The sequence below is a fragment of the Amycolatopsis sp. NPDC028719 genome, from assembly GCF_055565395.1.
The window spans coordinates 332,682-356,352 of sequence record NZ_JBVHUL010000008.1; the positions used below are offsets into that span (position 1 = coordinate 332,682).

The window sequence follows — 23,671 nt, forward strand, 5'->3', positions numbered from 1 at the left end:
AGGGAGGGGCGCGATGCGGTGGCGGACGCTCCTCGGTTCGGCGTTGCTGCTGGTCACGGCGGCGGCCTGCGGTCCGTCGAAGGTCTCACCGACCGACTCGCTGGTGACCCGCGCCAGTGCGGCGGATCACCTGACCATCGGCATCCGGTTCGACGCGCCGGGGCTTTCCGAGCGCACCGTGGACGGCCGGTTCGTCGGGTTCGACGTCGATGTCGCTACTTTCGTCGCCTCGGAACTGGGTGTCGCCGCGAAGGACATCACGTGGCGCGAGACGACGTCCGCGACGCGCGAAACGGACCTCACCTCCGGCGCCGTCGACCTGGTCGTCGCGACCTATTCGATCACCGACAAGCGCAAGCAGCAGGTGGCGTTCGCCGGGCCGTACTTCACCACCGGGCAGGACCTGCTGGTGCGGCGCACGTCCCCGGACATCACCGGCCCGGAGACGCTCAACGGGCGGCGGCTGTGCTCGGTCACCGGGTCGACGCCGGCGCAGCAGGTGAAGGACAAGTTCGCGCAGGCCGTGCAGCTGGTCGAGTACCCGCGGTACCCGGACTGCGTGACCGCGCTGCTCGCCGGCCAGATCGACGCGATGACCACCGACGGGGTGATCCTCGCGGGCTACGTCACGCGCGACCCCGAGCTGCTGAAGGTCGTCGGGAAGCCGTTCTCGAAGGAGAGCTACGGCGTCGGCCTGCGCAAGGGCGACGGCCAGGGCGTGGCCGCGGTCGACGACGCGATCCGCAAGATGATCTCCTCCGGCGAATGGCTGCGCTCGCTCAACGCGAACATCGGGCCGTCCGGTTACCAGCTGCCCGCCCCACCCGAGGTCACCGAGAAGTGAAGCTGCCCGATCTGCCCGTCCGCGCCGTCCTGCCGGAGGTCCTTTCCGCTCTGGACGCCCACGGCACCGCGGTGCTCGTCGCGCCGCCCGGGACAGGGAAGACCACGCTGGTGCCGCTGGCGCTGGCTTCGGGTTCCGGCCGCGTCGTCGTCGCCGAGCCGCGGCGGCTGGCCGCCCGGGCCGCGGCGGCGCGGATGGCGGCGATCCTGGGCGAACCGGTCGGCGAGACGGTGGGCTACGCCGTGCGCGGCGACCGGAAGGTGTCGGCGCGGACGCGGATCGAGGTCGTGACGTCGGGGCTGCTGGTGCGGCGCGTGCAGGGGGATCCCGAGCTGCCCGGGGTGTCGACGGTGCTGCTGGACGAGTGCCACGAGCGCCACCTGGACGCGGACCTGCTGCTGGCCCTGCTGCTCGACGTCCGCGCGGGGTTGCGGGACGACCTGCGGCTGCTGGCGACGTCGGCGACGGTGGCCGCGGGCCGGCTCGCCACGCTCCTGGGCGACGCCCCGGTGATCACGGCCACGGCGCCGGCGTATCCGGTTTCCTTTTCCTACGTTCCGCCCGCGCGGAGCGAGCGCATCGAGGCGTGCGTCGCGCGAGCGGTGCGGACCGCACTGTCCTCAGGGGACGGTGACGTGCTCGCTTTTCTCCCCGGCGCGGGGGAGATCGCGCGGACTTCGGGGTTGCTGTCGATGTCCGATGTGGACGTTCTGCCGCTGCACGGGCGGCTTTCGGCGGCGCACCAGGACGAGGCGATGCGGCCGCGTGCCCGCCGGCGGGTGGTGCTGGCGACGGCGGTGGCCGAGTCGAGCCTGACGGTGCCGGGTGTGCGCGCGGTCGTGGATTCGGGGCTGGCGCGGGTGCCGCGGGTCGACCACCGGCGTGGCCTGCCGGGCCTGGCGACGGTGCGGGTCTCGGCGGCGGTGGCCACGCAGCGCTCCGGGCGCGCGGGCCGCGAGGGGCCCGGGCGGGCGTACCGCTGCTGGGCCGAGCACGAGCAGTCGTTGCTGCCGGCCTACCCGGAGCCGGAGATCCGGACGGCCGAGCTGGCCCGGCTCGCGCTGGAGCTGGCGTGCTGGTCGACGCCGGACGGGAGTGGGCTGGCGTGGTGGGACCCGCCGGGCGAGGGCGCGCTGGCGGCGGGGCGGGCGTTGCTGGTCACGCTGGGCGCGACGGACGCTTCCGGAGCGGTCACCGCCCGCGGCCGGCGGATGGCGGAGCTGGGGCTGCACCCGCGGCTGGCGCGGGCGTTGCTGGACGGCGCCGCGGAGGTCGGCGCCCGCGCGGCGGCCGAAGTGGTGGCGCTGCTCGACGCGGGCGCGACGCTGACGGACGTCAACGCCGAGTTGAGAAGGCTTCGCTCGGCCGGCGACGAAGGATCCCGGCGCTGGAAACGCGAAGCGCGGCGACTCGAGGCCTTGGCCGCGAAGTCTTCAGTGACGGAAACCGGTACAGCCACCCGAGGGCGGCGGCCCGATCCCGCGCTGGTCGTCGCGCTCGCGCATCCCGAACGGCTGGCCCGGCGGCGTCCCGGCGGTGCGCCCGTCTACCTCATGGCCGGCGGCACCGCGGCCGAACTCCCACCCGGCAGCGGACTCGATTCCGCATGGCTGGCCATCGCCGAAGCCACCCGCGACCCCGGCCGCGTCCACGGCACCATCCGCCTCGCCGCGGCCGCCGACGAAGCCCTCGCCACGCACGTCGGCCCCGTGTCCGAAGTGGACGAGGTCACCTGGGACGGCGACGTCGTCGCCCGGCGCGTCCGCAAGCTCGGTGCCATCACGCTGTCCGAGCGACCCCTGCGTGACGCGAACGTGCACGACGCCCTCGTCACCGGCCTCCGCGAAGACGGCCTCGGCCTCCTCAAGTGGAGCCAGGACGCGATCCGCCTGCGCGAACGGATGGCGTTTCTGCACCGCGTCGTCGGCGCGCCCTGGCCCGCGGTCGACGACACCACCTTGCTGTCCGAAGTGGACACCTGGCTGGACCTGACGCACGCGCGCCGGAAATCCGACCTCGCGAACATCAACGCGGGCACCGCCCTCAAGGCCCTTCTGCCCTGGCCCGAGGCGTCCAAACTGGACGAACTCGCCCCGGATCGCCTGGAAGTCCCGTCCGGGTCGCACATCCGCGTCGACTACCGCGGCGACCAGCCGGTGCTCGCCGTCAAGCTGCAGGAGACCTTCGGCTGGACCGAAACACCCACGCTCGCCGGCGTCCCGGTCGTGCTGCACCTGCTCTCCCCCGCCGGCCGCCCCGCCGCGATCACCGCGGACCTCGCGGGCTTCTGGACCAGCGGCTATCCCGCCGTCCGCGCCGACCTGCGCGGCCGCTACCCGAAGCACCCCTGGCCCGAGGACCCGGCCGCCGCCGTCCCGACCCGGCACACCCGCCGCCGCGGCTGACCCCTGCCGAAAGTCGGGGTCCGGCCGCGACCGTCGGCCGATGCCCCCGGCGTCCCGGAAATCCCAGACTGGGCCCATGATCACGCTCAGGGGACTCACGAAACGCTACGGGGAAAAGACGGTCGTCGACGCGCTCACCTGCGACGTCGCGCCCGGCCAGGTGACCGGCTTTCTCGGCCCGAACGGCGCCGGGAAGTCGACGACCATGCGGATGACCGTCGGGCTCGACCACCCGCAAGAGGGCGAGGTGCTCGTCGGCGGCAAGCGCTACGCCGAGCTACGGCACCCGCTGCGCGAGGTCGGCGCGCTGCTCGACGCCAAGGCACTGCACCCCGGCCGCAGCGCCGGGAAACACCTCTTGGCCATGGCGCGCAGCAACGGGATCGCGCCGAGCCGCGTCGAAGAGGTCCTCGCGACCGTGGGGCTTTCGGATGTCGCCGGCAAGCGGGCCGGGCAGTTCTCGCTCGGCATGGGCCAGCGGCTCGGCATCGCGGGGGCACTGCTCGGCGACCCGGGTGTCCTGATGTTCGACGAGCCGGTCAACGGCCTCGACCCGGACGGCGTCCGCTGGGTGCGGCAGCTGATGCGCTCGCTGGCGGCCGAAGGGCGGACGGTGTTCGTCTCCAGCCACCTGATGAGCGAAATGCAGCTGACCGCCGACCACCTGATCGTCATCGGCAAGGGCAAGCTGCTGGCCGACGCGGCGGTCGCGGACTTCATCGCGGGCAATTCCCGGACCACGGTTTCGGTGCGTGTCCCGTCCGACGGCGAACGCGCCGAGCTCGACGCGCGGCTGCGCGCCGAGGGCGGGTCGACGCACCCCGGCGGGCCGGGCGAACTGGTGGTGGACGGCCTCGACGTCACCCGCGTCGGCGATCTGGTGCACGAGCTGGGGATCCGCGTGCACGGGCTCGCCGAGCGCACGGCGTCGCTCGAGCAGGCGTACATGGAACTGACCGCTTCTTCGGTGGAGTACGGGGTGTCGGCATGACGACTGTGCCTTCTTCAAGCGTGCGGACGGGCGGCTTGTCCGGCGCGGTGGCGTCGGAGTGGACGAAGTTCTGGTCGGTCCGGGCGACCTGGTGGTGCCTGGTCACGGGGACGGCGCTGATGCTGGGCTACAGCACCCTGTCCGGGATCGCCCAGCACTTCGACGACGACCCCCAGGCGGCGAACACCATCGCCCTCGGCGGCGGTTTCTACCTGACGCAGTTCGCCGTGATCGCGCTCGCGACGCTGTTCGTAACGAGCGAGTACACCGGCGGCGGCATCCGGTCGACGCTGCTGTGGACACCGGTCCGCTCGCGCGTGGCCCTGGCGAAGGCAGCGGTGCTGCTGCCGGTGCTCTTCGCTTACGGCGTAGGGCTTTCCTGCGCGGGCATGGCGCTGGCGGCGGTGGTCAAGGACGGCCACGGCCACCCGACGACCCTCGAAGCCGGCTTCACGACGGCGTCCGGCATGGGCGGGTACTTCGCGTTGCTGGGGCTGCTGTGCACGGGCGTCGGCTGGGCGCTGCGCAGCGCGGCCGGGACGCTGGTGACGGTGATCGTGCTGCTGGTGCCGCTGCCGCTGATCGTGGCGTCACTGGGGCTGCCGGAGCTGGTGTCGTACTTCCCGGGCATCGCGGGGGTGAACGCGATGGTCGAGGCCGGCCGGCCGAACCCGATCACGATGGCCCCGGCACCGTACGCACCGTGGGCAGGGTTGCTGATCTGCGCCGCCTGGGCCGGCGCGGCACTGCTGGCGGGCGCCGAGGTGTTGCGCCGCCGGGACGCCTGACCCGGCCCGAAGTCCGTGAATGTCGCATTGAGGGACTTGAAGTCCCTCAATGCGACATTCACGGACTCGAGATCCCGATCCCGGCCAGGAGCTCCCGCGCGCTGTCGACCAAGGCCTCGAACGTCGGCGGTGCAAGAGAACCCGTTCCGGCCAGTGAGTCGAAGATCGTTCCCTCCAGCCAGTTCACCACCACCGTCGCGTGCCGGGCCGGGTCGGCGGACCCCGCGGCCGCCAGGGCCTCCACCGCCAAGCGGCGGATCAGCAGGCCGCCTTCGTCGTAGACCGCACGCAGCTCCGGGCGCCGCGTCGCCTCCAGGGCGAACTCGTAGCGGGCCAGCATCCGGGTCCGGCCGGACGTGATCGACTCGAACGCGAAGCCCGCGATCGACTCCGCCAGCCCGCCGGGCCGCGGCGAGACCTGGTCCAGCGCGACCATCCGCGCCATCGTCAGCTCGAGCAGCGCCGCCCGCGTGCGCGCGTAGTACGACGTCGAGCCGAGCGGCAGCCCGGCGAAACGGTCGACCGCGCGGTGCGTCAGCCCGCGCATGCCCTCGGCCGCGATCACTTCGATCGCCGCATCACCGATCTGCGAAAGCCGGTCCACGCCGGGCACTCTACAGGTGTAGAGTCCTCTACAGGTGTAGAGGAGGACTCATGCGAGCAGTGGTGGCCGGCGGCGGCATCGGAGGCCTGGGGGCCGCGATCGGGCTGCACCGGGCGGGCTGGACAGTCACCGTCCTCGAACGCGCGCCCGAGTTCGGCGACGTCGGCGCCGGCATCTCGCTCTGGCCGAACGCCCTGCGCTGCCTGGACGAACTCGGCGTCGACCTCGGCGAGCACCTGGCCGCCCAGGACCAGGGCGGCCTCCGCGACCGCCGCGGCCGGTGGGTCGCCCGGTGGGACGCGGCCGGCTTTCAGCGCATTCACGGGCGCCCGCTCGCCGGCATCCACCGGGCCGATCTCATCGCCGGCCTGCGCGACGCCCTCCCCTCCGGCTGCCTGCGGACCGGCACCGAAGTCACTGAAGTGACCGAAGACGGCGTCGTCCGCTTCGCCGGCGGCGAACTCCGGGCCGACCTCGTGGTCGCCGCCGACGGCATCCACAGCCCGATCCGGCGCGCGCTCTTCCCGCACCACCCCGGGCCGATCTACAGCGGCAGCTCGGCGTTTCGCGGCGTCGCCCGGCCGACGACGATCCCCGGGCTGAGCACCACCTTCGCCCCCGGCACCGAGGTCGGCGTGCTCCCGCTGACCGGCGGTGACGTCTATTGGTTCGCCTCCTCGGTCACCGAGCCCGGCGCCCGCCCGGCCGACCTCAAGGCCTACCTGAAGGAGCACTTCGGCGACTGGCACGACCCGATCCCGGCGCTCATCGACGCGACGCCGCCGGAAGCCCTGCTGTACCACGACCTCCAGCACCTGGCCGCACCCCTGGAAACCTACGTCCGCGGCCGGGTCGCCTTCCTCGGCGACGCCGCGCACGCGATGCCGCCGTTCCTCGGCCAGGGCGGCTGCCAGGCCCTCGAAGACGCCGTCGTGCTGGCCCACAGCGTGTCCGCAATGGACGATGTCGATGCCGCCCTCGCCGCCTACGACGCGCAGCGGCGCCCGCGCAGCCAGCGGGTCGCGCGCGCGTCGGTCCGGGCGGGCAAGGCCGGGCCGCAGGTGACCAGCACGGTGCTCACGGCCCTGCGCATGAACCTGCTGCGGCTCGTCCCCACGAAGCTGACGGCCCGCGCCGGCGCCTCGATCAGCGGCTGGCGGCCGCCTCGTCTCCCCCGGCCAGTCCCGCCTCGTACGCCGTGATCGCCGCCTGCACCCGGTTCTTCGCCCCGAGCCGGGTCAGGATCGTGCTCACGTGGGCCTTCACCGTGCCCTCGACGACGAACATCTTCGCCGCGATGTCCGCATTGGACAGCCCGGATCCCACCAGCGCCAGCACTTCCCGCTCGCGCGGGGTCAACGCGGCCACCTTGGAACGCGCCGCCGCGGCCCGGGAAAGCCGGCCGCCCGACAGCCGCGCGATCACCCGCTGAGCCACCTTCGGCGAGAGGAACGCGGCCCCGTCGGCGACGGCGTGGATGCCCGCCAGCAGCTCGCGCGGGTCACCCGACTTCAGCAGGAACCCGCCCGCGCCGAGCCCCAGCGCGCGCTCGATGTACTCGTCCTCGCCGAAGGTCGTCAGCATGATGACCCCTGTCGACGGCAGCAGCCGCCGGATCTCCGCGGCCGCGCCCAGCCCGTCCATCCCGGGCATCCGGATGTCCAGCAGCACGACGTCCGGGTGCGTCGCGAGCGCCTGGGACACGGCCGCACGCCCGTCCCCGGCCTCGGCGACGACCTCGATCCCCGGGTCCGCGCCGAGGATCGCCGCGACCCCCGCCCGCATCAGCGCCTCGTCGTCGGCCAGCACGACCCTGATCACGAATCCCCCTCGGCGAACCAGTCCTTCGAAACGAGCTTCCCGTCGGCGAAGCACAGCCGGTAGGCCGCGTAGTCGTCGTTCAGCCACGATCTCCCGGCACCGTAGTACTCGCACACGGCGCCGGGCACCGGTGGCGGCTCGCCCCGCACCGGACGCGCCGCGCGCTGGCGTTCCGGCAGGTTCAGCTCGGCTCGCGACTGCCCGGCCCGCATCCGCTCGTAGGCGCCACCGGGCAGCTCCGAGCCATTCCACTGGTAGAGGAACGCGATCCCGCTGACCGCGAGGAGCACGCCGAACAACGCGACCGGGATGGTGACCGCCTGGATCAGGCTGCGCCGCACGTCGCGCCGGGCCAGCTCCAGCGCCCGGGCCGACGTCGACTGCCCGACGGCGTCGTCGGCCGCCTCCCGCCGTTCCGGGGTCTCCTCGACCGGCGCGGCGCCGTGCGGCAGCTCCGCGATCACGGCGAACCCGCCCTCACGCGGCCCCGCGCTCAGCGTCCCGCCGACGAGCCGGACGCGCTCGCGCAGCCCGATCAGCCCGAGGTGGCCGGACACGGCCCCAGGCAGCGGGCCGGCGGGCCGCGGCGCGTTCACGACACTCACCGAAGTCCGCGAACCGGTATTCGTCACCCGCACGGTCACCGCGGCACCGGGCGCGTGCTTCGCCACGTTGGTCAGGGCTTCCTGCACCACGCGGTACGCCGCGCGAGCCACCATCGGCGGCGCAGGCGAACTGTCCACTTCTGCGTCGATGAGCAACCCCGACTCCCGGGCCCGCGCGATCAGCTCGCCGAGGTCGCCCTGCACCGGCTCGACCGGCGCGGCGTCCTCACGCAGGACACCGATGATCTCGCGCAGCCGTTCGGTGGCCGCCGCGGCGCTGGTCCGCAGCTGCGTGGCCGCGTCACGCCGGTCGTCGTCGAGCCCGCTCGCGACCTCCAGCGCCGCCGCGCGGACCGCGATCAGGCTCAGCTCGTGCCCCAGCGAGTCGTGCATGTCGCTGGCGATCCGCGCCCGTTCGCGCAGCCGGGCCTGGTCGGCGACCAGGCGCTGCCTGCTTTCCATCTCCTCGGCCCGGCGCCAGCCGGTGCGCGCGAGCTCACCGCGCACCCGGACGTACCGGCCGAGCAGCCACGGCGACAGCCCCGCGAACACGAGGATCGCCATCATCGATCCCCAGTCGCCGAGGCCGTCGGGCGCTACGAGCAGCGACACCGGGATGCCCAGCAGCGCGATGGCTCCACCGATCACCGCAGCGGGGCGGGCCCGTTCCATCCGAAGCGCGGCCTGGTAGCTCATCGCCACCAGCACGAACACCGTCCACACCGGGACGCGGTCGCCGTAGGGAAACGGGACGGCGAGCGTTCCGGCCAGCGCGATGCCGAGCGAGACGCCGGGGTACCGCCGAGCCGTCGCCACCGAGCCCGCGACCACGGCGAGGCCGCCGGCCAGCTCCCACCACGACCGCGTCTCGACCGTGCCGGCGACCACGGTGAAAGCCAGGAACAGCCCGAGGAGCACGTCCAGCACCACGCGCCACCTGCGCTTCGTCACCTCCCGCACAGGAACGAAGCTACAAGCCGCGCGGGCGGGCGACCACTGCCGAAAGTCAACCCTTCAGCGTGTCGATGAAGGCCAGCGTCTGCGGCCAGGACAGCGCGTACGCGTCGGCGTTGACCGTGGTGCCGTGCCGCGAGGAGTCGCTGAAGCCGTGCTCGGCGCCCGGGAAGTGCTGGGTGAACGTCGCGCCGCCCGACCGGGACTGCAATGCCGTCTGCAGGCGGGCGAAGGTCTCGTGCGAGACGACGGTGTCGGCCTCCGGGTAGGCGACGAGCACCGGCGCGGTGATCCGTGTCGACAAAGCGACCGTGTCGAGGTCGTGGTTCGGCGGCGCCGGCTCGCGGACCGTCGGGTGGTACGCGACGACGCCGGAAAGCCGCTGGTCGCGAGCGGCGAGCAGGAGCGCGAACCGGCCGCCGAGGCACCAGCCCATGACCCCGGCCGACGTGCAGCCGAGGTCGCCGAGCAGGTGGTCGAGCAAGACCGTCTGCTCCGCCAAAGCCGGCTCGTCACGCAGTTCGCCCAGCTTCGCGCCGAGGTCCTCGCGAGAGGTGTTGTCGGTGCTCGCGCCGTGGAAGACGTCCCAGGTCAACGTCGTGATGCCGCGCTCGGCCAGCTCGCCGGCCCAGGCCCGCACCTGCTCGCCGATGCCGGTGATCATCGGCAGGAGCAGCATCCCCTGCCCAGAGCCGCCGGCCGGGCGAGCCAGGTGGGCGGAGAGGTCGCCGACACGGACCGTGGACGTCTCGATGGTCATGTCCGCATGATGCATCATGATCCACCATGGCCGAGCGCACACTCGCCGAGCAGTTGGGCGGCTACCTCCCCGAAGGCATCGAGGCCCTCGAAGAGCACGAGCGGCAGGACCTCGCCGACGCACTGCGCGACGCGCGCAGGCGGCAGGCGAAAGCGCTCGCCGAAGCGGGCGAAGAGGGCCTCCGGTACGTCCCCGCGTTGCTGCGCGGAGCGGTCCGGAAGGCGGTCGGGCTGTGACCGCGAGCTACGAGTCCGAAGCGGAGATCCTCAAACTCGCCCGGGTCCTGGGTGTCGAGCCCGCCCGGCTCGAGTACCTCGCCCGCGTCGACGCCGACGACCTGCAGGCGTTCCGCGTGCAGGTCACCGACACGCTGTTCGACGCGAACGGCGCCGTGCTGCAGCGGATGGCCCTGGCCGCGCGGCTGCTGCCCGGCGGGGTGCTCGCCAAGATCGCCGAGAAGGTGTTCGGCCCGCTGCTCTGCGCCCGCATCGCCGGGGTGGTCGACGTCGCGCGCGGCGTCGACGTCGCCAAGCGGCTGCACCCGCGGTTCCTCGCCGAGGTCGCGGCCGAGCTCGACCCGCGGCGGGCGAGCGCGATCATCTCGCGCATCCCCCTGGAAACCGTGCTCGCGGTGGCGGCCGAGCTGGCGCGCAAGGAAGACTGGATCACCCTCGGCCGGTTCGTCGGGCACCTGCCGGACCCGACCGTGCGGCGGGCCCTCGAGGAGATCGACGACCCCGGCCTGCTGCGGATCGCGTTCGTGCTCGACGACAAGAACCGCATCGACCACGTCGTCGGCCTGCTCCCGGCCCACCGGCTCGGCCGGCTGATCACCACCGCCGGGGCCGACGAAGACCTGTGGACCCCGGCGCTCGACCTGCTGAACCACCTGGGCGACGCCCGCCGCGAGACGCTCAAGCCCCTGCTCGGCGGGCTCCCGGACGGCTTCCGGGAACGCGCTCAGGCGACGATCAGGTAGATCCCGTAACCGACGATCGCCAGGCACAGCGCGAAGCAGAGGACCGCCCCGGCCAGCGGGCCGGTGCCCGAGCCACCCGCTTCGCGGGCCGCCTCGCGCTGGGAGAGCCCCACCACCGCGAAGGAGAAGAGGCTCGTCAGCACGACCACCGAAGCGAGCGCGACGACGAAGACAAGACCGAGGGAACCCCAATCGATGTGCACGGCGCTCCTCAGGCGTTGGCCGGCTGAGCGACCGGCTCGGACTCGTTGACGGTGTTCGCGTTGATCGGGTTCCGCTTCGACGCGAGGTAGATGCCCACCGCGACGACGACCCCGGCGAGGCCGATCAGCACGGTGCCCCACGTCCCGAGCGTCGACACCTCGGCGGCGACCGCGCCGACGATCGCGGCGGCGGGCAGCGTCAGCGCCCAGGCCACGACCATCTTGCCCGCGACGCCCCAGCGGACTTCGGCGAGCTTGCGGCCGAGACCGGAGCCGATGATGCCGCCCGAGCAGACGTGCGTGGTGGACAGCGCGAACCCGAGGTGCGCCGAGGTCAGGATGACCGCCGCGGCGCTCGTCTCGGCCGCGAAGCCCTGCGGCGTCTGGATTTCCGTGAGCTTCTTGCCCATCGTCCGGATGATCCGCCAGCCACCGAGGTAGGTACCGAGCGCGATCGCGGTGCCCGCGGTCAGGATCACCCAGAGCGGCGGACCCGAGTTCGGCGCGAGCGAGCCGGACGCGATCAGCGTCAGCGTGATGACGCCCATCGTCTTCTGCGCGTCGTTCGTGCCGTGCGCGAGCGACACCAGCGACGCCGAAGCGATCTGACCGGCCTTGAAGGTTCGGCCCACCGTGCCCTGCTTCGCGCGGGCGGTGATCCGGTAGACGAGGAAGGTGCCGAGCGTCGCGACGATCCCGGCGACGACCGGCGAGGCGAGCGCGGGGATCAGCACCTTCTCGACGACCTTCCCGAAGTGGACGGCGTCCGAGCCGGACGCGATCCAGGTCGCGCCGATGAGCCCGCCGAACAGCGCGTGCGACGAGCTCGACGGCAGCCCGATCAGCCAGGTCACCAGGTTCCACACGATGGCCCCGACCAGCCCGGCGAAGATGATCACCGGGGTCACCTTCGTGTCGTCGACGATGCCGCCGGAGATCGTCTTCGCGACTTCGATCGAGAGGAACGCGCCGACGAGGTTCAGCACGGCGGACACGGCGACCGCGACCCGCGGTTTCAGGGCGCCGGTGGCGATGGACGTGGCCATCGCGTTGGCCGTGTCGTGGAAGCCGTTGGTGAAGTCGAAGGCCAGCGCCGCGACGATCACCACCAGCACGATGAGCGAGAAGTCCATGGCGGCCCTCTTCCGAAGCCGGAGGCTGTTCGTTGGCAACGCTACTGATCACCAGGACCCGCTCCGATCCCTGGCGCGTGACGGCTCCCTGAACTTCCGATGAACCGGGGTGGGGACAGCCCCACCCGGAACCCGGTGGTCCGGCCCAGTGCCCTCGCCCGCTTCACCTGCGACGGTCGATGCCGGACGAAAGGGGCAGTGATGAACAAGCTGGGGTGGGCGGTCGTCGCGACGGTGGCGTCGGCCGTGTTGTTCTTCTTCGGCACGGGCCTGGATCCCGTGCCCGAACTCGCATGGCCGGCCCCACTGCCGATCCTGCTGCTCGCGCCCCGCGTCCCCGGCGCGGCCGCGTTCGGCTGCGCGTTCATCGCCTACCTCGCGGGCAGCGCCGGCACCTGGAGCTACTTCTGGCACTCGCTGGCGGTCCCGCGCCCCGCGGCGATCGCGATCCTCGGCGGCAGCGCGCTCCTGTTCGCGCTGGCCGCCGGGCTGTTCCGGCTGCTGGTCCGCCGCGGCCACGGCTTTCTGGCGGCGTTGGCCGCCCCCGCGTTGTGGACCGTCGCGCTCTACGGCGTTTCCCTGCTCAACCCGACCGGGCTCATGGGCACCTTGATGACCACCCAGGCCGACCGGCCGGACGTCCTGCGGCTCGCCGCGGTCACCGGCGGCTGGGGCGTGGAGTTCCTGGTGCTGTTCGTCCCGGCCGCCGTCGCCGCCGCGCTCGCCCCCGGCGTACGCGCCCGGTCCCGCTTGACCGGGCTGGTCGCCGTGGCCGCCGCGCTGGGCGCGCTCGTCTTCTGGAGCGTTCCGGCGGCCACCGGGCCGTCGACGCGGATCGCCCTGGTCGCGCCGGGACAGAGCCGCTGGGCGGTCGACGTCGCCACCCCGGACGGTCAGGCGCTCATCCAGTCCTATGTGGACCAGATCCGCCGGCTGCCGGACGGCGTCCAGGCCGTCGTGCTGCCGGAAGCGGCCTTCGCGGTGGACCAGGCCAGTCGTCCCCGGCTCGTCGAGGCCTTCACGGAAGTCGCCCGGGTGCGCAATCTCGACGTCGTCACCGGCGTCCTCGACACCACCCCCGAAGGCCGGTTCAACGCCGCTCTCGCCGTGCCGCCGTCCGGCGCTCCGGTCGAATACCACAAGTGGCACAACGGGGATTCGCCGAACATCGCGTCCGGCACCGCACTCGCGCACCTCGCCGGGATCGGGCTCATGGTGTGCATGGACGTCAACTTCGCCGACCCCGGCGGCGAGTACGGCCAAGCCGGCACGGGCCTGGTCCTCATCCCGGCGTCCGACGAGGACGTCGACGGCTGGGAGCACAGCCGCACCGCCCTGGTCCGCGGCGTCGAGAACGGCTTCTCGGTGGCGTGGAGCGCGGCGCGCGGCACACCGATGCTCGCGGATGCGCGGGGCCACGTCCTGGCCGACGCCCACACCGGCGGCCGCCCGTTCACGGTGGTCGTCGCCGACGTCCCGGTCGGGCCGGGCAAGACCCTCTACGCCCGCTTCGGCGACTGGTTCGCGTGGCTCTGCGGCCTGGTCGCGATGGCCGGGATCGTGGTCGGCGCCCGCAAGCCGTCGTTGTCACCTGTCACAACGAACACCGGGCAACTCTGAGCGTTCTTCCAGCTCGCCTCCAGCGAGATGTGACTGATCATGATCTGCGTCACGTACTGACGGGTAACTGGAGGCAACGGGATGCGGGTCACCAACGGTGGTGTCAAGCGAATCCTGACCGTGCTGGCGGCGGCGGTGGGGCCGCCTCTTCAGAGGCGTTCGATGCGGTCGGCCTGCGGACCCCGGTCGCTCTGACGCACCGCGTACCGGACCCGGTCACCCTTCTGCAGCGGCTCCGACCCCATGATCACGGACGCGTGGGCGAAGAGATCGTCGCCGCCTGCGTCCGGGGTGATGAAGCCGAAGCCGCGGTCAGCGTCGTAGCGCGCGACGACGCCCTCGCCGCCTCGTACGGGCACGTCCCGCGCCGCCGGCCCTGCGGCCGCGGCAGGTGCCGACCGCTGCGGCGCCGTCTGGGGCTCGGCGCCCCGGACCAGGTGCACGTCGCGGGCCTGCGGGCCCTTGTCTCCACTGGCCACCTCGTAGGCGACGCGGTCGCCCTCCGCGAGCCACGTCAGCCCCTCGGCCAGGGCCCGGGCGTGAACGAAGACGTCCCCGGCGCCGGAGTCGGGGTTGATGAAGCCGAAGCCCTTGTCCTCGTCGTACCAGGCCACCGTGCCGTCGGCACCGTCCGCGATACCAGCCGCAGCGGGTGAGCCGGCCCCTGCTCCCAGCGGGATCACGTGCCCGGCCTGCGGGCCGCGCTCGCCTTCGACGATCAGGAAGGCCACCCGCTGCCCCTCGGTGACCACGCCGCCGGTCACGATGGCGGAGCTGTGCACGAAGATGTCGGCGCCGCCGCCGTCCGGCGACGCGAAGCCGTACCCCTTGCCCGGCTCGTACCAGTTGACGGTGCCGAGCAGGCCCACGGCGCTGCCGGTGGCCGCATCGGCGGTGACGCGAACGCGCAGCGCCTGGGGCCCGCGGTCGTTCTCGCCGACCTCGAACACGACGGCCTGACCCTCGCGGAGCACTTTCGCGCCGCCGTCCCCGACGATCTCGGAGGCGTGCACGAACACGTCCGGCGAGTCGTCCTCGGGCGCGAGGAAGCCGAAACCCCGTTCGGCGTCGAACCAACGGACGGTCCCTTGCGGCATCAAAGGCTCCAGGTCGAGAGGGCGGGCACTGGCCCCCAGTCTCCCTGACCGACCTCCGGTCCGTCGGGCCGGGCCCACAGGCGGGCGGTGCGGAGCCACGGGCGGGCCGTTGGTTCACCTAGCGACACGCCGAGTTTTGAGACCAGGTCTTAGGCGCGGTCGCTCCGGCGGTCGCCGAAGCGGCGCCGGGCAGCGGCTGGAACGACTGGGGCTGCCGTCCGTCGGCCGCGCACGCGGAACCCGTCGTGCTCGTGCACGGCCTCGGCGCGAACGACACCGTCAACTGGTTCTTCCACGCGCCGAAAATCGCCGCCCGGGACTACTGCGTCTTCTCGCTGGCTTCGGCGCGAACTACCGCGGCGGCGTGCACGTGGCCGGCCCGGCGTACACGAGCGGCATCCTGAACGAGCCGGGCGCGACGGACACCGTGTTGCAGGACTTCTGCCCGTCCGATGCGTCGGGCCACCTCAGCCAGGCAGTCGACCCGAACGTCACCGGCCTGATCTTGCACGCGCTCGACGCGTCCTCCACGCCGACGTGCACGCCGTTCACGCTTCCGCTGTGAGCGGGTTCTGCCCGAGGTACCGGCGGCCGTTTTCGGCGGACTCCCGCACGGCCGCGAACCCGTAGCCCACCATCGCGGCTTCGTAGGCCGCCACGGCCTCGAGCAGCGGGGCCGTGGCCAGCGCGGACGCCAAGGCCGCACCGTCGCGCAACGCGGTGTTGGCGCCCGCGCCGCCGGCCGGGCTCATCGCGTGGATCGCGTCACCGACCAGCGTCACGCGCGACGGTTCCCACGGCCCGATCGGCACGCTCGTGCGGATCGGCTGCGGGAACGTCGCCGGGACGTCCCAGTGCCCGACCATCGCGCGGGCCAGGGGGTGCCAGCCGTCGACCAGGCCGAGCGCGACCTTCTGCAGGTCGCCCGGGGTCATCGCGGCGAGTTCGGCCTCGGAGTGGCCGACGACTTCCCAGCGGGCCCCGACCGAGCAGGTCATGTACGGCTGGTCGTCGCGCAGCCGCAGGTCCGGCACCAGCCGTGCGCACGCGTCGGCGACCGGTTCGGGGTAGTCGACGGGTGCGAAGCCGGCCATCGTGCGGTCCGGGCCGAGCATCATGGAGAACACCGCGAACATTTCGGGTTCGAACAGCGCCCGGGTTTCCGGGGTGAGCGGGATCCGGCCGTAGAGGTGCACGAGCCCGGCGTCGACGACCCGGGCGTGCGGCAGGTACTGCCGCCGCACCGGCGAGGTGATCCCGTCCGCGCCCACCAGCAGGCTGCCGCGCGCGGCGGTCCCGTCGGCGAAATGCGCTGTCACGCCGTCATCGTCGGTCTCGTAGTGCGTGAATCGCTTGCCGTAGCGGACTTCCTGGCCGTGCAGCAGGATCTGCCGCAGCGTGAAGCGGTTGATGTTGAGGTGCCTGCCCTCGTCTTCCAGGCGGGTCAGCAGCCGCAACCGGTCGTCGTAGACGTTCGTGTGCGGCAGCGCCCGGCCCGCGGTGGCGCGGAAGAGTTCGTGCAGCTCCGGAGGCAGCACCTCGCTCAGCGCCGCATCGCCGGCGCCGCCGATGTGCAGCCGGTAGCCCTGCTTCCGCGCACCGGCCGACTCGTCGCGTTCGTAGACCTGGCACGGAATTCCGGCGCGGCGCAACCCGTGGGCGAGGCTCAGGCCGCCCAGACCGGCACCGATGATGATCACAGACACAGCTGTCCCTTCGTCGCTTCCGAGGAAGGGACGCACAGGTAAGCCTGCTGGTGCCGCCCGGACTAACCCATACCGGACTGTGTCTTCGCGCGTCCTCGCGTCCGACGTTAGCGCACCGGAACTCCGGCGCGCCACACCGATTTCGTGAGCGGCACCCCCGGCCGGTAGGCGAGGTGCGTAACCGACGGCGCGTCGAGGACGTGGACGTCCGCCCGCGCGCCGGGCCGCAGCACGCCGACGTCGTCGCGGCGCAACGCCTTCGCCCCGCCCGCCGTCGCCGCCCAGACCGCTTCCTCGATCGTCATGCGCATCTGCAGCACCGCCGTCGCCACGCAGAACGCCATCGACGTCGTGTACGAGCTGCCCGGGTTGGCGTTGCTTGCCAGCGCCACGGTCGCGCCGGCGTCGAGCAGCCGGCGCGCCGGGGCCAAGGCCTGGCGGGTCGACAAGTCGCACGCCGGCAGCAAAGTCGCCACCGTGCCGGAAGCGGCCAGTGCCTCGACGTCGGCGTCCGAAAGGTACGTGCAGTGGTCGACGCTCGCGGCGCCGAGCTCCACCGCCAGCCGCACGCCCGGGCCTTCGCCGAGCTGGTTGCCGTGCACGCGCAGACCGAGCCCGCGTCCGGCCGCGGCCTTCAGGACCCGCGACGACTGCGCCTCGTCGAACGCGCCGGTCTCGCAGAAGACGTCCGCCCAGCGCACACTTCCCACGACGGCGTCGAGCATCTCGCCGCACACCAGGTCCACATAGGACTCCGCGTCGGCACCCGGGGGCACGAGGTGCGCGCCGAGGAACGTGACCTCGTCGGCCACCTCCGCGGCGATCCGGGCGCTCCGGGCCTCGTCCGCGACCGTCAGGCCGTAGCCCGTCTTGGTTTCCAGGCAGGTCGTCCCTTGCCGGGCCGCTTCGTCGACGTGGCGACGCAGGTTCGCTGCCAACTGCTCGTCGGACGCCTCCCGCGTCGCGCCGACCGTGATCGCGATTCCGCCGGCCGTGTAGGGCTTTCCGGCCATCCGTGCCTCGAACTCGGCGGTGCGGTCGCCGGCGAAGACGAGGTGTGTGTGGCTGTCGACCCAGCCCGGCAGCACCGCGCGGCCGCCGACGTCGACGCGCTCGTCCGCGTCCGGCGCGTTGGCCGCCGGCCCCACCCAGGCGACTTTCGTGTCGTTGACGACCAGGGCCGCGTCAGTCAAGCGACCCAGCTCGGGATCGTTCGTGGTGAGCTCGCCGATGCCCGTGATCAGGATTGCCACAGCGCCTCGATCTCCTTCGCCAGCACGGTTTCCGGTCGTTCGATGAGCAGGTGCACGCCGTCGCGCACAACCTCGCGGCCCGCGACGACGACGTGCCGGACGTCGGCGCCGGACGCCGCGAACAGGACCCCGGACGGCTCGATCCCGGCCGTCCGGACCGAGTCCAGGCCGACCGTGACGAAGTCCGCGCCCCGGCCGACGGCGAGCGCACCGACCTCGGGCCAGCCGACGGCGGAGTGGCCGGTGCCCGCTTCGAGGAGTTCTTCGGCGGTGAACCTGCCTCGCTCTTCGCTGGCCAGCCGGTCGTCCAGTTCCAGCGCCCGCGTCTCCTCGAAGGCGTCGACGACGGCGTTGGAGTCACTGCCGATGCTCAGCCGCACCCCGGCGTCGCGCAGCGCGCGGGCCGGGCCGATGCCGTCGCCGAGGTCGCGTTCGGTCGTCGGGCAGAAGCACGCCCCGACCCGGAATTCGCCGAGCCACCGCACGTCCCGGTCGGTGAGGTGGGTCGCGTGGACGACGGTGAGCCGTTCGCCGAGTACGCCGTTGTCCCACAGCAGCCCGGTCGGGGTCCACCCGGTGGCCGCTTCGCACTGCTCGTTCTCGGCTCGCTGCTCGGACAGGTGGATGTGCAGCGGCCGGGCTTCCGGCACGGCGTTGTCCACTTCGGACAGCTCGTCTTCGGGGACCGCGCGCACCGAGTGGATCGCGCCGCCGACCCGGAACAGGCCATCTTCCTCGAGCGCGGCCACGCGCGAAGCCCACGCGTCGGCCGAGCCGTCGGAAAACCGCCGCTGGACCTCGTCCGGCTCGACGCCAATGCCGCCCGCGAGGTAACACGTGTCCAGGAGCGTCAAGCGGATCCCGGCGTCCGCCGCGGCCTGGCGCAGCGCCTCCCCCATCGCGTTCGGGTCGGCGTACGGCTTCCCGCCGGGCGCGTGGTGCAGATAGTGGAACTCGCCGACGCTCGTGTACCCGCCCAGGACCATTTCGGCGTAGACCCCGCGCGCCAGCCGGTAGTACGTGTCGGGGTCGAGCCGCGCGGCCAGCGAGTACATCCGCTCGCGCCACGTCCAGAACGTGCCCCGCTCGTGATGCGTCCGGCCCCGCAGCGCCCGGTGGAACGCGTGCGAGTGGCCGTTCGCGAAACCGGGCAGCGTCAGTCCACTCAGGACGTTTCCGGCGCGTGGCGAGTCCGGCACGACCGCGGCGATCCGCCCGTCGGAGACCTCGATCCGGACTCCGCGGGCGATCCCGCCGGGCAGCCAGGCCTGTTCGCACCAGAAAACTGTCGGTGCCGAGCGATAGGCTGGAAACGGGGGGCGCCCCCGCGGGCCGAGGGTCATCGCGCCAGCCGCTCCAGGACCGTGGCCAGCGCCGCGGCACCGGCTTCGACATCGCCGGCCTCGGCGAACTCCTCCGGCGAGTGGCTGATCCCGGTCGGGTTGCGCACGTAAAGCATCCCGGCCGGGACGAACCCCGCCAGGATGGCCGCGTCGTGGCCGGCGCCGGTCGGCAGCTCCGGCGGCCCGCCGAGCCAGCCCCCGAGATCCCGGCGCAGGGCGTCGTCGAACACGACGTCGTCCGAATAGGATTCCCGGGTCACGGTGACCCGGCACCCCTCCTCCTCCGCGGCGGCGGCAGCGGCCCGGCTGATCTCACCGACCAGGCCGGGCGTGCCCGAACCCGGCACCCGCGCGTCCAGCCACAGGTCCACAGTGGACGCGATGACGTTGGTGCCACCGGGGGTCGGCACGAGCCGGCCGACGGTCGCCCGCGCGTCCGGTACCGCGCGGGCCAGCCGCCGGACGGCGGTGACGGTCGCGGCGGCGGGCAGCATCGGGTCGGCACGGTCGGCCAGCAGCGTCGCGCCGGCGTGATTGCCCTGGCCGACGAAGGAGAACCGCCACCGGCCGTGCGCGATCACCGTGCTGCCGACGGCGACCGGCGCACCGAGGTCGATCAGCCCGCGCCCCTGCTCGACGTGCAGTTCGACGAACCGGCCGATCCGGTCGAGCCGCTCCGGGTCCGGCCCCATTCGAGCGGGGTCGAAGCCGGCCTTCGCGGCCGCCTCGGCGAACGTGACCCCGTCGGCGTCCCGCAGGCCGCGCGCCTTGTCGACGTCGATCGTGCCGGTGAGCAGCCGCGAGCCGAGGCACGGGACACCGAAGCGGCCGCCCTCCTCCTCGGCGAACACCACGACCGCGAGCGGCTTGCGGGGCCGGAACCCCTTGGCTCGCAAGGCTTCCACGGCGGCCAGCGCGCTCGCGACCCCGAGCGGGCCGTCGAACGCGCCCCCGCCGGGCACCGAATCGAGGTGGCTGCCGGTGACGACGGCGCCCCGCCCCGGCGTGCCCCACCAGGCCCAGATGTTGCCGTTGCGGTCGGTCTCGACATCGAGTTCGAGGCCCAGCGCGCGCTCGACGAACCACGCGCGCAGGTCCTGTTCCGGCCCGTCGAACGCGTGCCGCGAATAGCCACCGCGCTTCGGGTCGCGTCCGACGTCGCCGATCTCGGCGAGGAAACCGGAAGCACTCACGCGTTGTCTCGCATCGGCACGCGCACCCCGCGCTCGTCGGCGACTTCGGCCGCGCGGTCGTAGCCGGCGTCGACGTGCCGGATGACGCCCATGCCGGGGTCGTTGGTCAGCACGCGCTCCAGCTTCTGCGCGGCCAGCGGCGTCCCGTCGGCGACGCTGACCTGCCCGGCGTGGATGGACCGGCCCATGCCGACGCCGCCGCCGTGGTGGATCGACACCCAGCTCGCACCCGAAGACGTGTTGACCAGGGCGTTGAGCAGCGGCCAGTCGGCGATCGCGTCGGAGCCGTCGGCCATGCCCTCGGTCTCGCGGTACGGCGAGGCGACGCTGCCGGAGTCGAGGTGGTCACGGCCGATGACCACCGGCGCCTTCAGCTCGCCGCTGGCGACCATCTCGTTGAACCGCAGCCCGGCCAGGTGGCGTTCGCCGTAGCCGAGCCAGCAAATCCGCGCCGGAAGTCCCTGGAACGCGACGCGTTCGCCGGCGAGCTTGATCCAGCGGGCGAGGGATTCGTTCTCGGGGAACAGTTCCAGCATCGCGCGGTCGGTCGCGGCGATGTCCTCGGGGTCGCCCGAGAGCGCGGCCCAGCGGAACGGGCCGTTTCCCTCGCAGAACAGCGGACGGATGTAGGCGGGCACGAAGCCGGGGAAGTCGAACGCGCGCTCGCAGCCGCCGAGCTTCGCCTCGCCGCGCAGGGAGTTGCCGTAGTCGAACACCTCGGCGCCCTTGTCGAGGAAGCCGAGCATGGCGTCGACGTGGTCGGCCATCGACTCGCGCGAGCGGTCGGTGAACTCGTCGGGCTTCTTGGCCGCGTAGTCGTGCCAGTCCTCGACGCTGACACCCTTGGGCAGGTACGAAAGCGGGTCGTGCGCGGACGTCTGGTCGGTGACGATGTCGACCTCGACGTCGCGGCGCAGCAGCTCCGGCAGCACCTCGGCGGCGTTGCCGACGACACCCACGGACAGCGGCCGCTTCTCCTGCTTGGCCTTGGTGACCCGGGCGATCGCGTCGTCCAGGTTGTCGGCGACCTCGTCGAGGTAGCGCGTCTCGACGCGGCGGTGCGCGCGCTGCGGGTCACACTCGATGACGAGCGCGACGCCGTCGTTCATGGTGACGGCGAGGGGCTGCGCGCCGCCCATGCCGCCGAGGCCGGCGGTCACGGTGAGCGTGCCCTTCAGGGACCCGCCGAACTTCTTCTTCGCGACGGCGGCGAACGTCTCGTACGTGCCCTGGAGGATGCCCTGGGTGCCGATGTAGATCCACGAACCCGCGGTCATCTGGCCGTACATGGTCAGGCCCTGCTGCTCGAGGCGGCGGAACTCCGGCCAGGTCGCCCAGTCGCCGACCAGGTTCGAGTTGGCGATGAGCACGCGCGGCGCCCATTCGTGCGTGCGGAACACGCCGACCGGCTTGCCGGACTGCACGAGCAGCGTCTCGTCGACGTCCAAAGTGGTCAGTTCGCGGGTGATCGCGTCGAAGCTGGCCCAGTTGCGGGCGGCCTTGCCGGTGCCGCCGTAGACGACGAGGTCCTCGGGCCGCTCGGCGACGTCGGGGTCGAGGTTGTTGTGGAACATCCGCAGCGCGGCTTCGGTCTGCCACGACTTGGCGGTGAGCTGGGTGCCGCGGGCGGCACGGACTACGCGGGACATTCTCAGACCTCCAGACAGGCGGCGTCGAGGACGGCGCCGGAGCGGACGAGTTCTTCGGCGGCCGCGATCTCGGGCGCCAGGTGCCGGTCGGGGCCGGGACCGGCGACCTTCGTGCGGAGCAGGTCCCGGACGCGGCCGGTGACCGGCGACGGCTCGAGCGGCGCCCGGAAGTCCAGCGCGCGGGCCGCCGTCAGCAGCTCGATGGCCAGGACGGTGGTCAGGCCGTCGACGGCCTTGCGCAGCTTCCGCGCGGCCGACCAGCCCATGGAGACGTGGTCCTCCTGCATGGCGCTGCTCGGGATCGAGTCGACGGACGCGGGCACGGCGAGCCGCTTGAGCTCGCTGACGATCGCGGCCTGCGTGTACTGCGCGATCATGTGGCCGGAGTCGACGCCGGGGTCGTCGGCGAGGAAGGGCGGCAGGCCGTGGGAGCGGGCCTTGTCGAGCATCCGGTCGGTGCGGCGCTCGGCGATGCCGGCGACGTCGGCGACCGGGATGGCCAGGAAGTCCAGCACGTACGCGACGGGCGCGCCGTGGAAGTTGCCGTTGGACTCGACCCGGCCGTCGGCGAGGACGACCGGATTGTCCACAGCGGACATCAGCTCGCGCTCGCCGACGAGTTCGGCGTGCGCGAGGCTGTCGCGCGCGGCGCCGTGGACCTGCGGGGCGCAGCGGAGCGAGTAGGCGTCCTGGACGCGGTTGCAGTCCGGGCCGCGGTGGCTCTCGACGATCTTCGAGCCCTGCAGCGCCTGCCACATCCTCGCGGCCGACGTCGCCTGGCCGGGGTGCGGGCGCAGGGCCTGCAGGTCGGCGGCGAAGGCGCGGTCGGTGCCGAGCAGTGCCTCGACGCTCATCGCGGCGGTGAGGTCCGCGACGTCGAACAGCCGGTGCAGGTCGGCGGCGGCGAGCAGGAGCATGCCGAGCATGCCGTCGGTGCCGTTGGTGAGGGCGAGGCCCTCCTTCTCGGCGAGGACGACCGGCTCGATGCCGGCTTGCTTCAGCGCTTCTTCGGCCGGTTTGGTCACGCCGTTGTGGACGACTTCGCCTTCACCCATCATCGCGAGCGCGACGGCGGCGAGGGGCGCGAGGTCACCGGAGCAGCCGAGGGAGCCGAACTCGTGGACGATCGGGGTGATGCCGGCGTTGAGCAAGGCCGCAAGCGTTTGCGCGGTGCCCGGGCGGACGCCGGTGTAGCCGCTGGCGAGAGTCCGCAGGCGCAGCAGCATCAGGCCGCGCACGACCTCGGTCTCGACGGCGGGCCCGGCCCCGGCGGCGTGCGAGCGGATCAGGCTGCGCTGCAGCGCGGTCCGGCTTTCGACGGGGATGTGACGGGTGGCGAGCGCGCCGAAGCCGGTCGAGACGCCGTAGGTGGGCGTGACGGCGTGGGCGAGGTTCTCGATGTGCTGGCGGGTGGCGGCGAGGTTCTTCTCGGCCGCGTCCGTGAGCCCGACGGGCGCGTGGCCGCGGACGACGTCGACGACCTGGGCGGCGGTCAGCGGTTCCGGGCCCAAGAGCACTTTTTCCGGCATGGGCTCATTGCACCCCTTCGGAACCGCTGGTGGAGTGCCCCACCGAGTGGTTCTGTCTGGTATCCCAGACTTCGGAGCTACCCTGGCCCCGAGCGCCCCAATGTGGCCTTGGGTGCGTCAGACGCACCCAATGTGGCGTTCGGTGCGTCCCACGCACCGAACGCCCCACTTGGGTGCTTGGGGGGGGGGGGGAA

At 72.7% G+C, this 23,671-nt stretch carries 22 protein-coding genes; 9 read left to right on the forward strand and 13 right to left on the reverse strand.

What is annotated here, in order from left to right; genetic code table 11:
* Positions 1–13: 13 nt before the first annotated feature.
* From ACZ4TR_RS34205 to ACZ4TR_RS34220, 4 genes are all read left to right on the forward strand, one after another.
* On the forward strand, positions 14–844 hold the full coding sequence (locus ACZ4TR_RS34205) for a glutamate ABC transporter substrate-binding protein (protein WP_465291876.1): 831 nt from the start codon (positions 14–16) through the stop codon (positions 842–844).
* Positions 841–3,249, forward strand: a complete 2,409-nt coding sequence (gene hrpB, locus ACZ4TR_RS34210; RefSeq protein WP_465291878.1) for an ATP-dependent helicase HrpB — start codon at positions 841–843, stop codon at positions 3,247–3,249. Before ACZ4TR_RS34205 ends, hrpB begins: the two co-directional genes overlap by 4 nt.
* A 76-nt stretch (positions 3,250–3,325) precedes the next feature.
* Positions 3,326–4,240, forward strand: a complete 915-nt coding sequence (locus ACZ4TR_RS34215) for an ATP-binding cassette domain-containing protein (protein WP_465291880.1) — start codon at positions 3,326–3,328, stop codon at positions 4,238–4,240.
* A complete protein-coding gene (locus tag ACZ4TR_RS34220; protein WP_465291882.1) occupies positions 4,237–5,028 on the forward strand; it encodes an ABC transporter permease in 792 nt (263 codons plus the stop codon). The genes ACZ4TR_RS34215 and ACZ4TR_RS34220 overlap by 4 nt, the downstream gene beginning before the upstream one ends.
* A gap of 58 nt (positions 5,029–5,086) precedes the next feature.
* On the opposite strand, the gene ACZ4TR_RS34225 is transcribed toward ACZ4TR_RS34220, so the two are convergent.
* Positions 5,087–5,575: a TetR/AcrR family transcriptional regulator gene (locus tag ACZ4TR_RS34225; protein ID WP_465292014.1), complete on the reverse strand. Its 489-nt coding sequence runs from the start codon at positions 5,573–5,575 to the stop codon at positions 5,087–5,089.
* A 107-nt stretch (positions 5,576–5,682) separates the two neighbouring features.
* On the opposite strand from ACZ4TR_RS34225, the gene ACZ4TR_RS34230 reads away from it, so the two are divergent.
* Positions 5,683–6,834 (forward strand): FAD-dependent monooxygenase, encoded by a 1,152-nt coding sequence (locus ACZ4TR_RS34230; RefSeq protein ID WP_465291883.1) that lies wholly within the window; start codon positions 5,683–5,685, stop codon positions 6,832–6,834.
* Here the strand turns inward: ACZ4TR_RS34230 and ACZ4TR_RS34235 are convergent.
* The 3 genes from ACZ4TR_RS34235 to ACZ4TR_RS34245 are packed head-to-tail and all read right to left on the reverse strand — an operon-like array spanning position 6,779 to position 9,772.
* Entirely contained in the window at positions 6,779–7,453 is a 675-nt protein-coding gene (locus ACZ4TR_RS34235) for a response regulator transcription factor (protein WP_465291885.1), read from the reverse strand. The genes ACZ4TR_RS34230 and ACZ4TR_RS34235 overlap by 56 nt on opposite strands.
* Entirely contained in the window at positions 7,450–9,018 is a 1,569-nt protein-coding gene (locus ACZ4TR_RS34240) for a sensor histidine kinase (protein WP_465291887.1), read from the reverse strand. The genes ACZ4TR_RS34235 and ACZ4TR_RS34240 overlap by 4 nt, the downstream gene beginning before the upstream one ends.
* A gap of 46 nt (positions 9,019–9,064) precedes the next feature.
* The gene (locus ACZ4TR_RS34245) at positions 9,065–9,772 is read right to left on the reverse strand and encodes a dienelactone hydrolase family protein (protein WP_465291888.1); all 708 of its coding nucleotides are present in this window, start codon (positions 9,770–9,772) and stop codon (positions 9,065–9,067) included.
* 26 nt (positions 9,773–9,798) lie between these two features.
* Here ACZ4TR_RS34245 and ACZ4TR_RS34250 point away from each other — a divergent pair, with 26 nt between their 5' ends.
* Positions 9,799–10,008, forward strand: coding sequence for a hypothetical protein (locus ACZ4TR_RS34250; protein WP_086863938.1), 210 nt, complete (start codon positions 9,799–9,801; stop codon positions 10,006–10,008).
* Positions 10,005–10,751, forward strand: a complete 747-nt coding sequence (locus ACZ4TR_RS34255) for a hypothetical protein (protein WP_465291890.1) — start codon at positions 10,005–10,007, stop codon at positions 10,749–10,751. Before ACZ4TR_RS34250 ends, ACZ4TR_RS34255 begins: the two co-directional genes overlap by 4 nt.
* Here ACZ4TR_RS34255 and ACZ4TR_RS34260 read toward each other — a convergent pair.
* On the reverse strand, positions 10,733–10,954 hold the full coding sequence (locus tag ACZ4TR_RS34260) for a hypothetical protein (protein WP_465291892.1): 222 nt from the start codon (positions 10,952–10,954) through the stop codon (positions 10,733–10,735). The two genes, ACZ4TR_RS34255 and ACZ4TR_RS34260, sit on opposite strands and share 19 nt — an antisense overlap.
* Positions 10,955–10,962: 8 nt before the next feature.
* Positions 10,963–12,087 carry an inorganic phosphate transporter gene (locus ACZ4TR_RS34265; RefSeq protein WP_465291894.1) on the reverse strand — a complete coding sequence of 375 codons (1,125 nt, stop codon included), beginning with the start codon at positions 12,085–12,087 and terminating at the stop codon, positions 10,963–10,965.
* A 201-nt stretch (positions 12,088–12,288) separates the two neighbouring features.
* Between ACZ4TR_RS34265 and ACZ4TR_RS34270 the strand changes: the two genes are divergently transcribed.
* On the forward strand, positions 12,289–13,707 hold the full coding sequence (locus tag ACZ4TR_RS34270) for a carbon-nitrogen hydrolase family protein (protein WP_465291896.1): 1,419 nt from the start codon (positions 12,289–12,291) through the stop codon (positions 13,705–13,707).
* Positions 13,708–13,856: 149 nt separating this feature from the next.
* On the opposite strand, the gene ACZ4TR_RS34275 is transcribed toward ACZ4TR_RS34270, so the two are convergent.
* Positions 13,857–14,804, reverse strand: a complete 948-nt coding sequence (locus ACZ4TR_RS34275; protein WP_465291898.1) for a cold-shock protein — start codon at positions 14,802–14,804, stop codon at positions 13,857–13,859.
* A 364-nt stretch (positions 14,805–15,168) separates the two neighbouring features.
* Between ACZ4TR_RS34275 and ACZ4TR_RS34280 the strand changes: the two genes are divergently transcribed.
* Complete coding sequence (locus tag ACZ4TR_RS34280; protein WP_465291900.1) at positions 15,169–15,369, forward strand: hypothetical protein; 201 nt, start codon at positions 15,169–15,171, stop codon at positions 15,367–15,369.
* Here ACZ4TR_RS34280 and ACZ4TR_RS34285 read toward each other — a convergent pair.
* The 6 genes from ACZ4TR_RS34285 to hutH all read right to left on the reverse strand — a co-directional run bounded on the left by ACZ4TR_RS34285 (position 15,353) and on the right by hutH (position 23,477).
* Positions 15,353–16,510, reverse strand: a complete 1,158-nt coding sequence (locus ACZ4TR_RS34285; RefSeq protein WP_465291902.1) for an FAD-dependent oxidoreductase — start codon at positions 16,508–16,510, stop codon at positions 15,353–15,355. The genes ACZ4TR_RS34280 and ACZ4TR_RS34285 overlap by 17 nt on opposite strands.
* A gap of 107 nt (positions 16,511–16,617) precedes the next feature.
* Positions 16,618–17,763 (reverse strand): imidazolonepropionase, encoded by a 1,146-nt coding sequence (gene hutI, locus ACZ4TR_RS34290; RefSeq protein WP_465291904.1) that lies wholly within the window; start codon positions 17,761–17,763, stop codon positions 16,618–16,620.
* Complete coding sequence (locus ACZ4TR_RS34295) at positions 17,751–19,106, reverse strand: formimidoylglutamate deiminase (protein WP_465291906.1); 1,356 nt, start codon at positions 19,104–19,106, stop codon at positions 17,751–17,753. Before ACZ4TR_RS34295 ends, hutI begins: the two co-directional genes overlap by 13 nt.
* Positions 19,103–20,299 (reverse strand): allantoate amidohydrolase, encoded by a 1,197-nt coding sequence (locus ACZ4TR_RS34300; RefSeq protein ID WP_465291907.1) that lies wholly within the window; start codon positions 20,297–20,299, stop codon positions 19,103–19,105. The genes ACZ4TR_RS34295 and ACZ4TR_RS34300 overlap by 4 nt, the downstream gene beginning before the upstream one ends.
* Positions 20,296–21,948 (reverse strand): urocanate hydratase, encoded by a 1,653-nt coding sequence (gene hutU, locus ACZ4TR_RS34305; protein ID WP_364520767.1) that lies wholly within the window; start codon positions 21,946–21,948, stop codon positions 20,296–20,298. Before hutU ends, ACZ4TR_RS34300 begins: the two co-directional genes overlap by 4 nt.
* A 2-nt stretch (positions 21,949–21,950) precedes the next feature.
* Complete coding sequence (hutH, locus tag ACZ4TR_RS34310) at positions 21,951–23,477, reverse strand: histidine ammonia-lyase (RefSeq protein WP_465291909.1); 1,527 nt, start codon at positions 23,475–23,477, stop codon at positions 21,951–21,953.
* Positions 23,478–23,671 lie beyond the last annotated feature (194 nt).